Here is a 14,963-nt window from a genome sequence, read left to right as displayed (position 1 = left end):
AGAGTAGCTTGAGGCTTGCGACAACCCTGCTTATAAGCCGCGACAAATGGGATGTTTCAGGCTAATGGGGCTGATGTCCAAACGGACATATTTACCAGAGCTTCTTGTCAGCGTAGGAGCTGAAAACGCCCGAAAATTGGGGTTAAAATAAGGTTGAGCAACGAATGACTCATTATGTGAAAGCATGGATTCTGGCATTGGGCCTGATTCTCACGCCTGCAGCTGCTTCGGCGCAAGATGCATTGCCTGCAGCGCCAGGAGCGGAAGCCGCACCGGCGGAAGCCAGCTCTGATGCAGAAACACCTGCTAAAGAAGCAGCGCTAACATCCGGACTGGATCCAGCTTTGTACACGCCAATGAAGCCGACCGAAGGCGTTGGCATGCCGGTCGACAAGGGGTTGGATTTTCAACCTCAAGTAAGTGAGACCGGCAAGCAGGCCAAATGGATCAATAATGTCATTTTGCTGCCGATCATGACTGTGATCTGCTTGTTCGTATTGGGATTGTTATTTTACGTCGTGATCAAATTTCGTCGCGGTGCTAATCCGGAGCCTTCCAAAACGACGCATAATACATTTATCGAGGTGGTTTGGACGGTTGTACCAGTCCTGATCTTGCTCGTTATCGCGGTGCCGTCGATCAGTTTGCTAGCCAAGCAGTTTGAGCCTGCACCAGAAGATGCTCTGACGATTAAAGTCACAGGTTACCAATGGTATTGGGGGTATAGCTATCCCGACAATGGTGATTTCGAGATTATTTCGAACATGTTGCCGCAAGAAGAAGCCGACGCGCGCGGTGAACCGTTTCAGCTGGCTGTTGACAATCGGATGGTCATTCCCGTCGGTAAGCCAGTGAAAATGTTGATTACAGGCGCGGATGTCATTCACAGCTTTGCGGTCCCAGCAGCTTGGTTCAAGCTGGATGCGGTGCCTGGCCGGATCAATGAAAAAGTAATGCAGATAGATGAAGTTGGCGTTTATTACGGCCAATGTTCAGAGCTGTGCGGCGCGCGCCATGGTTTTATGCCGATCGCGGTGGAAGTGCTGCCAGAAGACAAGTTTAACGATTGGGTGCGCGCCAATGGCGGCACTGTAAAAGGCGATGAAGCCGCAGATGCAGAGGTTGACGCAGAGGGCGAAGAGTCCGCTGAAGAAACAGCAGCTGAAGAGACGACAACAGAAGGCGCGCCTGCAGATGCAGCCGCCGCTGCGAACTAAGGGGTACGCAAGCGATGACAACAATTGCAGCTGATGGCGAGATTTTGGACGATCACGCGCATGACGCGGATCACAAGCCCGCTTTTTTCCAACGTTGGTTCATGTCAACCAATCACAAAGATATCGGTACGCTTTATCTGATTTTCGCTATTGTTGCGGGGATTATCGGCGGTGCGATTTCAGGCATGATGCGGATGGAATTGGCAGAGCCGGGAATTCAATATTTATCCAGCTGGGTCGGTGCTGGCGCATCAATGGACGAAGCGCTGCATCTATGGAATGTGCTGATCACCGCTCACGGTCTGATCATGGTCTTTTTCATGGTTATGCCAGCAATGATTGGCGGTTTTGGCAACTGGTTTGTTCCCTTGATGATTGGCGCGCCTGATATGGCGTTCCCGCGGATGAACAACGTTAGTTTCTGGTTGCTTATTCCGGCCTTTTTGCTGCTTTTAGGATCGACTTTCGTGCCTGGCGGTACCGGTCTGGGTGCTGGCACGGGTTGGACCGTCTATGCGCCCTTGTCGACCACCGGTTCGGTTGGCCCTGCCGTTGATATGGCGATCTTATCCCTTCACTTGGCGGGCGCAAGTTCGATTTTGGGTGCAGTGAACTTCATTACCACCATTTTCAATATGCGTGCGCCGGGTATGACCTTGCACAAAATGCCGCTATTTGTTTGGTCGGTTTTAGTTACCGCTTTCTTGTTGCTTCTAGCCCTTCCTGTTTTGGCAGCGGCTATTACCATGCTGTTAACAGACCGGAATTTCGGAACGACATTTTTTGATGCTGCAGGCGGCGGTGATCCTGTGCTGTATCAGCATCTTTTCTGGTTCTTTGGCCATCCTGAAGTCTACATCATGATCCTGCCAGGCTTTGGCATGATCAGCCACATTATCTCGACCTTCTCCCGTAAACCGATTTTCGGCTATCTGGGAATGGCTTACGCGATGGTAGCTATTGGTGTGGTTGGCTTTGTGGTTTGGGCCCACCATATGTTTACAACCGGTATGTCAGTAAATGTGAAAATGTACTTTACCGCTGCAACTATGGTTATTGCCGTGCCAACGGGTATTAAAATTTTCTCCTGGATTGCGACCATGTGGGGAGGATCGATGACGTTTAAAACACCCATGGTATGGGCGTTGGGCTTCATCTTCATGTTCACGGTTGGCGGCGTTACTGGCGTTGTTCTCGCAAATGGCGGAATTGATGATAATTTGCACGACACCTATTATGTGGTGGCCCATTTCCACTATGTGTTGTCACTTGGTGCGGTTTTCTCGATTTTTGCAGGCTTCTATTATTGGTTCCCGAAAATGTCCGGGCGCCACTATAGCGAATTGCTTGGCCAATTGCATTTTTGGATCTTCTTCATCGGTGTGAACATCTTGTTCTTCCCCATGCATTTCTTGGGTAATCAGAGCATGCCACGCCGCTATCCCGACTATCCGGAGCAATTTGCTTATTGGAACGAAATCGCATCGATTGGCTATGTCGTAATGGCTGTCGGTGTGTTGATTTTCTTCGTCAATATTGCCTGGTCTTTGGTCGCTGGACGCAAAGCGGAAGCCAATTATTGGGGTGAAGGCGCGACAACATTGGAATGGACATTGTCCAGCCCGCCGCCATTTCACCAGTTTGAAACGTTACCTCAGATTAAGTAATCGAGGTTTTGATGGACAATCGCTCTGGCGGCCTTCGGGTTGCCGGAGCGTTTGCCAAAAATAAGACTATCAGTTGAGAAATTCGATAATATTATGACCATCGCATCAACAACACCGTATAAATTGGCAAGCGCGAAAGATTTGTTCGCGCTGACCAAGCCGCGTGTGATGACATTGGTTATTTTTACCGCAATTTGTGGGTTGCTGGCCGCGCCCGGCGCGATTCATCCGGTCATAGGCTTTACCGCGATTTTGGCCACCAGCCTTGGGGCCGGCGCTTCGGCGGCACTGAATCAATGGTATGAATATGACATTGACGCAGTGATGAAACGGACGGCGGATCGGCCTTTGCCTGCTGGGCGGATGGACAGAGACACGGCGCTGCATTTCGGCATCGGCCTTTCGGTATTTTCGACCTTGTTAATGGGCGTGGCGGTCAATTGGTTGAGCGCAATAATTTTGGCTTTTTCCATCTTTTTCTATGCCGTGGTTTATACGATTTGGCTTAAACGTAGCACGCCTCAGAATATTGTAATTGGCGGCGCTGCGGGCGCCTTTCCTCCAGTTATTGGCTGGGTTGCGGTTACCGGTGAAGTGACACTGATGCCGATCTTGTTATTCGCCATCATATTTTTCTGGACGCCGCCCCATTTTTGGGCCCTCGCGTTATTCATGAATAGTGATTATTCCAAGGCTGGTGTTCCAATGATGCCAGTGGTTGCCGGTCGTCAGTCAACGCGCAACCAAATCGCTGTTTACAGTGTCGTCCTTGCTCTCTGCGCAATTGCGCCCTTTGCTATTGGCGCCACTGGTTTGGTTTACGGTGTCGCGGCAATAATGTTGAGCTTGGCTTTTGCCGTGCTGTCTTTTCGAGTTCGAGCCAGTCGTACCGATGTTGCGGCGGAGATGGTGGCGGAAAAGCAATTGTTCAAATTTTCAATCCTCTATCTGTTTGTATTGTTTGCAGCCTTGGTAGCGGACCGGATGATATTCGCGTGAGCCAGATGGACAATAAAGATCTCGCCATGACGCCCGAGGAACAAAAAGCCTATCAAGCGAAGCAAAAGCAACGCGCCTTGATCATGGCAGGTTTGCTCTTTTTCCTGGTGGTGCTATTTTATCTGATAACTTTTGTGAAGATTAGCAGTTCGATATCATGAGCAATGCCCGAACCCGAGATCTGACGACTAAAAATTTGCGGATTGCCGCATTGGCTGGAGCCATGGGTGTTGCGATGCTCGGAATGGGCTATGCGGCCGTGCCTTTATATGAAATTTTTTGCCGGGTAACCGGTTATGGCGGGACAACGCAGCGCGTTGGTGTTGCCCAGGCCGCGACGATTAAAGCCACGTCTAAAGTCATGTCAGTGCGCTTTGATTCCAATGTCAATTCGGCTTTGCCTTGGTCGTTCAAGCCGGAAAATACGGTTGACCGCGTGAGCGTTGGCGCCCGCGACATGGCTATTTATGTCGCGACCAACAAATCGGAGCGTCCTGTTGTCGGCACGGCGACGTTTAACGTAACCCCAGTCCAGGCCGGAAAATATTTTCACAAAGTGCAGTGTTTTTGTTTCACAGAACAATTGCTTGAACCGGGGCAAACGATGCGCATGCCGGTCCTCTATTATGTCGATCCTGCTATTTTGGAGGACCCAGAGACGCGCGACATAGAAGAAATCACATTAAGCTATACATTTTATCGGTCGAAAGACGGCATTGCGGTAGACCCCGCGAAAAGCGATAGCTAAGAGTTAAACGAAGACAAATTTTGGGGAATAACATCATGGCCGGAGCCAAGAACCACGATTATCATATTTTGCCACCAGACATTTGGCCGTTTATTGGTTCTATGTCGGCGATGGTTATGGCCTTTGGCGGTATCATGTGGATGCATCCGGATGTCTTCGGAACTTTTGGTTCGCTGGTATTTGCCATTGGTGTTGGTTTGGTGGGCCTAACCTTTTTTACTTGGTGGTCCAATGTCATCAAAGAAGCGCATGCCGGTGACCACACACCTGTGGTGCAATTGCATCTCCGCTACGGCATGATACTGTTCATCGCGTCGGAAGTGATGTTTTTTGTCGGCTGGTTCTGGGCCTGGTTCGACTATTCGCTCTTTCCACAACCGATTGACTTTGCCGATGGCATAGCCACGAACATGATCGGTCAGGAAGGCGCAGAAGCGCTGGTACAATGGCCTCCCAAAGGCATAGAGGTCTTAAATGCTTTTGAGTTACCTTTGCTCAATACGTTGATTTTGCTTTGCTCGGGCACCACCGTTACTTGGGCGCACCATTCTCTGATTCACGATAATCGCAAGGGACTGATCACCGGCCTGTGGCTGACGATTATTTTGGGCGCTGTGTTTAGCTTCATTCAGGCTTATGAATATAGCATTGCACCCTTTCCCTTTGCTGGCGTGAACTATAGCAGCGCCTTTTACATGGCGACTGGGTTTCACGGGTTCCATGTTCTTGTAGGCACAATCTTCCTGATCGTATGTCTTGCACGTGCCTATAAAGGTCATTTTACCCCCAAGCAGCATTTTGGTTTTGAAGCGGCGGCTTGGTATTGGCATTTTGTTGATGTCGTGTGGCTGTTCCTCTTCATCGCTGTTTATGTTTGGGGCGGCTGGGGTGCACCTGTTCATTAGGACCGTGCATTGACCGATATCGAAAATTCAAAAGGGCAGCCGGATCTTCTTCCTGCTGCCCTTTTTGGCCTTTGTCCTCATTGCGGGCAAAAAACCCTTTTCCAGTCCATCACCGCATTTGCGCCGTCCTGCCGCGCCTGTGGTCTCGATTATGATAAATATAACGTGGGTGATGGCCCAGCGGCTTTTCTAACGCTTATTGTCGGCGGCGTGATCCTGGCATTGGCGCTAATTGTCGAATTGAATTTCTATCCTCCAATGTGGGTGCATGCACTTTTGTGGTTTCCGCTGACTATTGCTGCAGTGATCGGATCTCTTCGATTGATGAAAGCCGTGTTGTTAATTCTCGAGCACCGCAATCAGGCAAGAGAAGGCAGTATCGACGAAAGTGATGCGCGATGAAGTCCATTCCTATTATAGGAACCGTGGTGGTTGCAATAGCTGTTGCGATTATGATCGGATTGGGCATCTGGCAATTGCAGCGCGCAGAATGGAAGAACGGATTGCTCGCTACTTATGAAGCCGCCAGCAACGAGCCACCAATCAGTTATCCTGCAGTGCCAGTGGAAAATGATCCCGCTTATTTCCGTCGATCATCGGTCCATTGCCTCGAGGTTCTCAGTTGGCGGGCGGTAAGCGGCCGCAATGCTCGCGGTCAATCCGGCTGGGCGCATATTGCCCATTGCAAGACATTGGGCGGAGAAGGGCCGGGTGCGCATATTGTTGGTGGATGGTCAAAATCACCGGACAATCCACAATGGACAGGCGGAGAGGTTGACGGGGTCATTGCACCTGATAGCCAGCATATGGTGCGTCTGGTTGCCAGCTCACCAATTGCCGGGCTGGAGAAAAGCCAACCGCCCTCGACTGATGATGTTCCGAACAATCATATGGCTTATGCCGTCCAGTGGTTTCTTTTTGCTGCTATTGCGCTCATCATCTATTTTCTGGCGCTGCGAGGACGAAGCAAGGGCACAATTAAAGCTTAAACCTTGCCCTTGATGATGGAGGCGGCTAACCCGCAGCCCATTATGGAATATATCTCAACACGCGGTGGCGCCGAGCCCCTGAATTTTGAACAAGTCACGCTGGCCGGATTGGCTGGGGATGGTGGTCTTTATGTCCCCACTCATTGGCCCCGTTTTTCTGAGACAGAAATAGCAGATATGGCGGGATTGCCTTACGCTGAAATTGCTGTTCGCGTAATGAAACCTTTTGTTGGAGATGTCCTTTCGGAAGTGGAGCTGCGCAGCCTATGCGAACAAGCCTATGGCCGATTTGCGCATAAGGCGGTGACGCCATTGGTGCAATTGGATGAACAGCATTGGCTTTTGGAATTGTTTCACGGTCCAACATTGGCGTTCAAAGATGTGGCTCTGCAATTGCTTGGCTTGCTGTTTGAAACCTTCTTAGCGCGCCAGGACAAGCATCTGACGGTTGTCGGGGCAACGTCCGGGGATACAGGATCAGCGGCTATTGATGCGCTGGCTGGCCGGGACAAGGTCGATATTTTCATGCTGCATCCGGATGGCCGGATTTCGGACGTGCAACGGCGGCAGATGACTACAGTCTTGGCACCCAATGTCCACAATATCGCCATTGACGGGAGTTTTGACGATGCTCAGGCCATGGTCAAACGGATGTTCGCGGACAAAGAAGTGACCAATAGTTTCGCAATTTCTGCGGTTAACTCGATTAACTGGGCGCGGCTAATGGCGCAAATCGTCTATTATTTCTATGCGGCGTCGCAGCTAGGCGCGCCCCATCGCAAGATTGCATTTTCGGTTCCAACCGGAAATTTCGGCGATGTGTTCGCCGGATATGTGGCATCGCAAATGGGTTTGCCCGTTGCGCGTCTGATTGTAGCAACCAATGTGAATGACATATTGCATCGGGCATTGCAGGATGGGGACTATTCCGCCGGCACCGTTACTCCGACCGCTGCGCCTTCAATGGATATTCAAGTGAGTAGCAATTTTGAACGGCTGCTGTTTGATTTGGAGGGCCGAGATGGCGCGAAAACGGCGGCACGTATGCATGCATTTGAAGCCAGTCGTGACATGCAAATTGAAGAAAATATGCGCATGAAAGCGGCGAAAATATTTGCCAGTGCGCGCGTGGATTCCAACCAAATGACACTGGCTATGGGTCAGGCACAAGGGGAAGCCGGACAAGTTATTGACCCGCACACAGCTATTGGCTTGGCCGCTGCACAGGCGGCAGAATTGGATCCATCCACTCCGATCGTGACCTTGGCAACGGCGCATCCCGCCAAATTCCGGGATGCAGTCGAACGGGCAACGGGTGTGAGGCCGAGCTTACCTCGACGGATTGGTGATCTTTTCGATCGCGAAGAAGCCTATGATAAATTGCCAGGCGATTATGATGCGGTCAAATCTTTCGTAACGTCAAAAGCAACTCCCGCCCATGGCTGAGTCCGCCTCAAAACCGGCTGTTATGATCAGTGATCCGCGCGAGGATTATGCGCTAATTGATTGCGGCCACGGGCGTAAGCTGGAGCGCTATGGTGCCTATCACTTTATTCGCCCTGAACCACAGGCCATGTGGGCTCCTGCTCTGGAGGATTGGCAGGCGGATGGAGAATTCATCCCAGCATCCGATGATGATGGTGGCGGACGTTGGCATTTTCTTCGACCTGTACCCGAAGAAGGTTGGCCGCTTTCTTGGGAAGAAGTGACGTTCACGGCGCAATGTACGCCGTTTCGCCACTTGGCTTATTTCCCGGATATGGATCCGATATGGCGATGGATTCGTGGTCATATTGCAGATGTTGATGAGGCGCAGGCTCTTAACTTGTTCGGATATACCGGTGTCGGCACTTTGGCTATGTCCGCTGCTGGCGCCAAGCTAGTGCATGTTGATGCTTCGAAAAAGTCGGTTTCTGCAGCGCGAGACAATGCCGCTTTGTCAGGCATGGCAGAACGTCCGATCCGCTGGATTATTGACGATGCGGCTAAATTCGCGGCGCGCGAGGTTCGTCGCGAACGTCGCTATGATGCGATTTTACTTGATCCGCCAAAATATGGCCGCGGTCCAGATGGACAAATTTGGCGACTGGAAGAAGATCTTGCGCCGCTTATTGAGAATTGCGGAAAACTGCTTGATGATGAGAGCAGGTGTCTCTTCCTGACCGTTTACGCAGTGCGCATGTCCGCATTGGCATTGGGATCTTTGCTGCAAGAAAAACTGGCGCATCTTGGAGGATCAATCGAAGTAGGAGAATTGGCTGTACGGGAAGAGTCGCGCGGACTACTTTTGCCCACAGCTATTTATGCTCGTTGGTCCAAATAGCATTGGCAGTGAATATAGTCCGGCTGCGCTTGCTAATCCTGCCACAACATGGTGAAATCAGAATATGACAGATACACTTATTTTAGAGGTGAACGATTTGGAAGTCGATGTTCTTACAGGCATCTATTCCGAAGAAACCCATCTGCCGCAGCCATTGCGGATATCGATAGCCGCTGAGCTCAAGATTCAAGAGCGTTATGAACCCGATACACCGCTGGACAGTTCAAAAAACTATATGGATCTAAAAGATGCCGCAACCAAAGCCTTGCCGGAAGGCGTGCATTTTAAGCTCATTGAGGCTGTGGCTGATCACATAATCGAAACCTTGTTCCTGCAGGACCAAAGCGTTTTGAGTGTCACGGTGAAAATCGTGAAACTGCTTATTTCTGAAAAAGGTGAAGCTATTGGCATCACCATGTCGCGGGCGCGTAAATGACCGAAAAGCCATCGAAACTGGCATTGGTCACCGGAGGACTGAGACGACTTGGCGCCCATATTGCGGGTCACCTGGCTGAAAATGGATATGCATTGGCGCTTCATGGCCATAGCGACGATGTTCCCGAAGCTGGATTGGCGCAAATTTTGAAAGATAATAATAGCGACTGGTTGGGTGTCGTCGCTGATTTTAACGTTGAAGGCAGCGGCGAAAGATTATTGGATATGGTGATCGCTCATTTTGGACGAGCACCGGACTTGCTTGTCAATAATGCGTCTCTGTTCCATTATGACAACAAGGAGACATTGCAAGCCGCCGCGCTCGAAAGCCATTTGCGCATCAATATGATGCTTCCCACCTTGCTGACCACTTTAATGGCCAAACGAATGGCAGATGGTCAAAAGGGCGCTGTGATCAACATTGTGGATCAACGTGTCCGAAATCCCGTTGGCGATCAACTGAGTTATACATTGTCCAAACAGGCTTTGGCAGAATCGATTCGAACTTTGGCTTTGGCATGCGCTGACACGATCCGTGTAAACGGTGTGGCGCCGGGACTGACTATTCCAACTGACGCCTATCAGGACGATCAAATGGAACGCCTAAAACAGCTAATGCCGCTCGGCACCTTATCTTCTCCCGATGATATTGCAGCGGCAGTTCAATATCTGGCAGAGGCAAAAAATGTGACCGGTCAGACGCTATTTGTCGACGGCGGCGCACATATGAAAAGCTATGATCGTGATTTTATGTTCCTCGCACAACGGTAGGTCGCAATTATCACCTCGGTTCATCGACAACATGCTTGTTAACGCGCGGTTTCGTTCCATTTCGAGCGATCAATCTTTGGGTAATTCTCCCACCCAATATTGATCAATCTGAAAGGAAAATAATGCGAATCTATTCGAAAGTCCTCTTGGCCAGCGTTGCAACAATTGCATTGGCCGCTTGTTCTGAAACCACCCCAAGCGATGCGACAGGTGGTGAAGATATTGCAGAGGCTGTCCCCGCAGAACCAACGACTATCGTTGGCGTGGCACAAGACAATGCCGATTTTTCAACTTTGTTGACCGCGGTCACGGTTGCAGAATTGGGTGAAACCCTATCTGGCGAAGGCCCATTCACAGTTTTTGCGCCCACAAATGATGCCTTTGGAAAAGTCGATGCAACAGCGCTTAGCGATCTTCTTAGCCCTGAAAAGAAAGACGATTTGTCCGCTTTGCTCAACTATCATGTTGTCGCCGGCAAATTGACAGCGGCGGATGTTGTCCAAGCAATTAGCGATGGTGGCGGATCGACTACGTTGAAAACCGTTCAAGGCGGCGCACTTAAGGCGTCATTGGAAGGTGAAAAGGTGGTGTTGGAAGATGCTGCTGGCGGAAAATCAATTGTGACAACAACCGATGTGGAAGCAACAAATGGCGTCATCCATGCGATTGATACGGTCGTAATGCCAGGCTGATATCTCTGATCCTGAACAAAAGGCCTCGCCCTAAGGGTGGGGCCTTTTTTGTTGGCTCTAGAACCGCTATCTAAAAACGAAACTGTGAGAAGGAATTGATAGTGGCGCAATATTGGTTGATGAAGTCAGAACCCGATGAATATGGCTGGGATGATCTGATAGCTGAAAATGAAGGGGTTTGGGATGGAGTAAAAAATGCTCAGGCCAGCAATAATATGAAAAAAATGCAGAAGGGTGACCAGGTCTTTTTCTATCATTCTCGGCAGGGATTGGAAATTGTTGGGATCATGGAAGTGAGCGAAGAGCAATTTCCTGATCCGTTTGATGATACGGGGCGCTGGATAGCGGTTAAAGTGAAACCAGTGCGCAAACTGGATAACGCGGTACCGTTAAAGGATATGAAGCAAAATCCGGCGCTCTCCGATCTCGCCATTATTCGCCAGACACGATTGTCTGTCGCCCCCGTGACTGAGGCCCAATGGGGGGCGATATTGGCTATGGCAAGCTGATATTAGAATGTTTTCAGCGGCTTAATTTTTTGTTTCAATTCGGCTTGCGGGCACAATAAATTCCAACCGCAATCCCGATGGCTCTCGGATCATCATATGTGTGGCAGGGCCATTGCCCAGAAATTCCGGTGCAAATTCAACGACCACGCCCGTATGCGCAACAAATTTACGGTGCAGATCGTGCAGCGCTGGCAAATCGCGCACAGTAATCGCCATATGATGCAAGCCGACATTGTTCTTGCGGTCAAAGGAAACCGCTTTGGCCGGATCGTTGACTTGCCACAGGGTGACAAACATTTTTCCATTGGTCACGAATTTTGCTGGATATTCCGGTCGGCCGCCAGCGCGTTTCCAACCCAGTGTGTCGACAAAGAAAGACGCTGTATCATCGAGTTTACTGACTGCAAAACCGATATGGTTGAGCTCGAGTGTCGCAGTCTCTTCCTGCGCGGTAGTTTTAGTCTGAGCCGCAACGGGCGATGCCAGCAAAATGCTTGTAGTCAGGAGCAGCGAAAGAGGTTTCATTTTACGAGTTCCTTTGATCGAATATCATGACGCTAACAGACCATATTCGCTTTCGCAGCCCGCATTGTTACAATGATATTCTATTTGGATCGCAGTCCACTAACAGTAGCACCGGCGGCGGTTAGAAACTCGACTTCGGTCTTTAGATGCAACAAACGCAGGCCTGTGCGCTGCATTGCTTTTTCCAGCGCAGGCGCAAATTGATCGGTACTTTCGACTGTCGCACTCCACCCGCCATAGGCTTTAGCAAGCATCGCGAAATCCGGGTTTTGCAAGGAAGTGGCCGACAGGCGTGCCGGATATTCGCGCTCCTGATGCAGACGGATCGTACCAAAGCTTCCATTGTCAATGACTAGCACGAGAAGGTTGGCGCCATATTGTACCGCTGTTGCCAATTCCTGTCCGTTCATCAGAAAATCGCCATCGCCGGCTATCACTGCGGAGACACGTTCCGGGAAACGCAGGGCCGCCGCGATCGAAGCCGGCACGCCATACCCCATTGCGCCGGATGTCGGAGCAAGTTGGCTTGGAAAAGAGCCATAGGTCCAATAGCGATGCCACCAGCCAGAAAAATTACCCGCGCCATTGCAGATTATCGCATCAGCGGGCAGCATGTCTTGCATCGCTGCCACGCAGGGGCCGAGATCCAATATCGCATCCGTGAGTTTCACCGTTGTCCATTGCTGATAGTCGGCATGGGCATTCTTGCCCGCGTCAAAGCTTAGCAGATCATCTTCCCACAAAGCCGCTTGTTCGGCAAATTCATGCATCTCGGCGCATATCGGCAAATCGACCCGATACACATGGTTGAGTTCATCGGGATCGGGATGAATATGGACTAAGGTCTGATCAGGATGATCGGGTGTAATCAGCGAGTAACCATCGGTGGTTGCCTCCCCAAGCCGTGCACCGACGGCAATAACCAGATCGGCGGCTTTTACCCGTTCAACTAATTTCGGATTAGGGCCGTAGCCGAGATTGCCGGCATAGACCGGACTGTCATTGGGAAAATTATCCTGACGGCGAAAAGCGCAAGCAACTGGCAGACCAATCCGCTCTGCATAGGCAGCGAAATTGTCTCGGGCGCTGGCGCACCATCCAGCGCCGCCAATAATGGCAATGGGGTCGGTTGCGTCGCGAAGCAGATCGGTGAGCGTGGTCATCGCATTGGGGCACATAGGTTGCACGGGAGCGATGACCTTGGGCCGGTCCAGTGTCTCTACTGCATCGCGAAGCATGTCTTCGGGCAAGCTCAGTACCACCGGCCCGGGCCTTCCCGAACTGGCCGTGTCAAACGCGCGGGCAATATATTCGGGGATACGTGCGGCATTGTCGATCCGCGCAGCCCATTTGGCCAGCGGAGAGAACATCGCGTTAAAGTCGACTTCTTGAAAGCCTTCCCGATCCCGGTCATCGCGGGCCACGTCACCAATGAACAGGATCATTGGGGTGCTGTCTTGCATGGCCGTGTGAACGCCGATGCTCGCATTAGTTGCTCCGGGGCCTCGGGTTACAAATGCGATTCCAGGGCGGCCGGTGAGCTTCCCATCGGCCTCGGCCATGAATGCGGCACTGCCATCCTGACGCGTAGAAATCGTTTCGATTCCAGCGCAGTCGTGCAATGCATCGAGAACAGAAAGGAAGCTTTCGCCGGGAACCGTAAAAATGCGATCAGTGCCTTGGATGACGAGCTGATCTACCAAAACTTGCGCGCCTGTGCGGATATTTGTCATGGTGCTGATCCTCAACTCTGGTGAATGGCTTTGGTCACCATATAGGCTTTCAAACCGTCGGGCCCATCTTCGGACCCGTGACCGGACTGTTTTACGCCGCCAAAGGGCGCGTCTCCTGGGCTGATAGTGAGATTGTTTATCCCGACCATTCCGGCTTCAATCTTGTCCCCAATTATATTGGCGGTGCGAAGGCTTTCGGTGAAAGCATAGGCTGCAAGGCCGAGTGGTAAGCGGTTGGCCTGTTCAATCGCTTCTTCCAATGTATCAAAAGGGCGCATAGCGGCAACCGGACCAAAGGGTTCGTTGCACATAATATCAGCTTGCAGCGGGACATCGGTGAGGACGGTAGGTTGGTAAAAATAGCCGTCGCTGTCCATAGCTTCCCCGCCCAGGCGTACGGTTGCGCCTTTTGTTTTGGCGTCGCTAATCAATTGTTCCATCGTTTCGGGACGGCGTGGATTCGCCAACGGTCCCATATCAATATTGTCGCCAAAGCCGTCACCAACTTGAACTTTTTCGGCGCGCTTGGTGAATTCTGTCGCAAATTGTTCATAGATGCCAGACTGGACATAGAAGCGGGTAGGCGAGACACATACTTGTCCGGCGTTGCGATATTTTTGCATCGCTAGAAGGTTAAGCGCTTTGTCCATATCACAGTCGTCGAAAATAAGTACGGGGGCATGACCACCCAATTCCATAGTGGTTCGTTGCATATTTTCCGTCGCCAGTTTCATCAAATGTTTGCCAACCGGAACAGAACCGGTGAAGCTGACTTTACGAATGATATCTGAAGCGATCAAATGACTCGAAATCTGTGCTGGGTCGCCAAAGACAATTTGTACCACTCCCGATGGCAAGCCAGCATCTACCAGACAGCGAACCATTTCAATGGCACTGGCAGGCGTTTCTTCGGCTGGTTTCAATATGATCGAGCAGCCCGCGGCGAGCGCGGCAGCCAATTTGCGAGCGGGCGTGAACACCGGAAAGTTCCAGGGGCTGAAAGCCGCGACTGGGCCGACCGGTTGATATTTGACAAAGCTCTGCTGGCCGGTGGGCCGAACCAAAAGGCGCCCGTAACAGCGCTTGGCTTCTTCCGCCATCGTTTCGAACAAATTGGCTGAGCCGCTGACTTCGCCCGTCGCTTGAGCAACCGGCTTTCCTTGTTCTGCGGTTATCAGCCGTCCAATTTCCGGTGCCCGTTCGCGCAGCAATTGGGCTGCCTTTCTAAGGACGGTGGCGCGTTCATTGACTGGGGTATCGCGCCAAATTGGAAAGGCACGGTTCGCAGCATCCAAAGCGCGATCAAGATCCGCATGGCTTGCTTTGGGCAAGTCTGAAATCGTCTTGCCGGTTGATGGATTGACGACATGAAGAACGTCTCGATCGGCGACATCGATCCACTCACCATCAATATGGAGTTGCAGGGAAGGGGGATAATTATGGGACATAG

At 51.2% G+C, this 14,963-nt stretch carries 17 protein-coding genes; 14 read left to right on the top strand and 3 right to left on the bottom strand.

Features of this window, described 5'->3' with window-relative positions; translation table 11 throughout:
* Window positions 1–164 precede the first annotated feature (164 nt).
* The 14 genes from coxB (at window position 165) to ABJU74_RS10985 (ending at window position 11,255) form a co-directional block, all read left to right on the top strand.
* Window positions 165–1,217 (top strand): cytochrome c oxidase subunit II, encoded by a 1,053-nt coding sequence (gene coxB, locus ABJU74_RS11050; RefSeq protein WP_348384270.1) that lies wholly within the window; start codon window positions 165–167, stop codon window positions 1,215–1,217.
* 14 nt (window positions 1,218–1,231) lie between these two features.
* Window positions 1,232–2,884, top strand: coding sequence for a cytochrome c oxidase subunit I (ctaD, locus tag ABJU74_RS11045; protein ID WP_348384269.1), 1,653 nt, complete (start codon window positions 1,232–1,234; stop codon window positions 2,882–2,884).
* 93 nt (window positions 2,885–2,977) lie between these two features.
* On the top strand, window positions 2,978–3,883 hold the full coding sequence (locus ABJU74_RS11040; protein ID WP_348384268.1) for a heme o synthase: 906 nt from the start codon (window positions 2,978–2,980) through the stop codon (window positions 3,881–3,883).
* Window positions 3,880–4,044, top strand: a complete 165-nt coding sequence (locus ABJU74_RS11035) for a hypothetical protein (protein ID WP_348384567.1) — start codon at window positions 3,880–3,882, stop codon at window positions 4,042–4,044. Before ABJU74_RS11040 ends, ABJU74_RS11035 begins: the two co-directional genes overlap by 4 nt.
* Window positions 4,041–4,631, top strand: a complete 591-nt coding sequence (locus ABJU74_RS11030) for a cytochrome c oxidase assembly protein (RefSeq protein WP_348384267.1) — start codon at window positions 4,041–4,043, stop codon at window positions 4,629–4,631. The genes ABJU74_RS11035 and ABJU74_RS11030 overlap by 4 nt, the downstream gene beginning before the upstream one ends.
* A 35-nt stretch (window positions 4,632–4,666) precedes the next feature.
* A complete protein-coding gene (locus tag ABJU74_RS11025) occupies window positions 4,667–5,536 on the top strand; it encodes a cytochrome c oxidase subunit 3 (protein WP_348384266.1) in 870 nt (289 codons plus the stop codon).
* A gap of 9 nt (window positions 5,537–5,545) precedes the next feature.
* Window positions 5,546–5,938, top strand: a complete 393-nt coding sequence (locus ABJU74_RS11020; RefSeq protein ID WP_348384265.1) for a DUF983 domain-containing protein — start codon at window positions 5,546–5,548, stop codon at window positions 5,936–5,938.
* On the top strand, window positions 5,935–6,525 hold the full coding sequence (locus ABJU74_RS11015; protein ID WP_348384264.1) for an SURF1 family protein: 591 nt from the start codon (window positions 5,935–5,937) through the stop codon (window positions 6,523–6,525). Before ABJU74_RS11020 ends, ABJU74_RS11015 begins: the two co-directional genes overlap by 4 nt.
* 42 nt (window positions 6,526–6,567) lie before the next feature.
* A complete protein-coding gene (thrC, locus tag ABJU74_RS11010; protein ID WP_348384263.1) occupies window positions 6,568–7,971 on the top strand; it encodes a threonine synthase in 1,404 nt (467 codons plus the stop codon).
* On the top strand, window positions 7,964–8,848 hold the full coding sequence (locus ABJU74_RS11005) for a class I SAM-dependent methyltransferase (protein ID WP_348384262.1): 885 nt from the start codon (window positions 7,964–7,966) through the stop codon (window positions 8,846–8,848). Before thrC ends, ABJU74_RS11005 begins: the two co-directional genes overlap by 8 nt.
* A 64-nt stretch (window positions 8,849–8,912) precedes the next feature.
* Window positions 8,913–9,284, top strand: a complete 372-nt coding sequence (locus ABJU74_RS11000) for a dihydroneopterin aldolase (protein WP_348384261.1) — start codon at window positions 8,913–8,915, stop codon at window positions 9,282–9,284.
* Window positions 9,281–10,054: an SDR family oxidoreductase gene (locus ABJU74_RS10995; RefSeq protein WP_348384260.1), complete on the top strand. Its 774-nt coding sequence runs from the start codon at window positions 9,281–9,283 to the stop codon at window positions 10,052–10,054. The genes ABJU74_RS11000 and ABJU74_RS10995 overlap by 4 nt, the downstream gene beginning before the upstream one ends.
* A gap of 122 nt (window positions 10,055–10,176) precedes the next feature.
* Window positions 10,177–10,746, top strand: coding sequence for a fasciclin domain-containing protein (locus ABJU74_RS10990; RefSeq protein WP_348384259.1), 570 nt, complete (start codon window positions 10,177–10,179; stop codon window positions 10,744–10,746).
* A 101-nt stretch (window positions 10,747–10,847) separates the two neighbouring features.
* The gene (locus tag ABJU74_RS10985) at window positions 10,848–11,255 is read left to right on the top strand and encodes an EVE domain-containing protein (RefSeq protein WP_348384258.1); all 408 of its coding nucleotides are present in this window, start codon (window positions 10,848–10,850) and stop codon (window positions 11,253–11,255) included.
* A 21-nt stretch (window positions 11,256–11,276) separates the two neighbouring features.
* Here ABJU74_RS10985 and ABJU74_RS10980 read toward each other — a convergent pair whose 3' ends face one another.
* From ABJU74_RS10980 to ABJU74_RS10970, 3 genes are all read right to left on the bottom strand, one after another.
* Entirely contained in the window at window positions 11,277–11,780 is a 504-nt protein-coding gene (locus tag ABJU74_RS10980) for a VOC family protein (RefSeq protein ID WP_348384257.1), read from the bottom strand.
* A gap of 80 nt (window positions 11,781–11,860) precedes the next feature.
* Window positions 11,861–13,513, bottom strand: a complete 1,653-nt coding sequence (locus ABJU74_RS10975; protein ID WP_348384256.1) for a thiamine pyrophosphate-binding protein — start codon at window positions 13,511–13,513, stop codon at window positions 11,861–11,863.
* Window positions 13,514–13,524: 11 nt separating this feature from the next.
* Window positions 13,525–14,961, bottom strand: coding sequence for an NAD-dependent succinate-semialdehyde dehydrogenase (locus ABJU74_RS10970; RefSeq protein WP_348384254.1), 1,437 nt, complete (start codon window positions 14,959–14,961; stop codon window positions 13,525–13,527).
* Window positions 14,962–14,963: the final 2 nt, after the last annotated feature.

Source organism: Parasphingorhabdus sp. (genome assembly GCF_039982415.1).
Classification (GTDB): Bacteria; Pseudomonadota; Alphaproteobacteria; order Sphingomonadales; family Sphingomonadaceae; genus Parasphingorhabdus.
The sequence above is the reverse complement of the archived record's forward strand: the minus strand, read 5'-3'. Positions and strand labels throughout refer to the sequence as shown.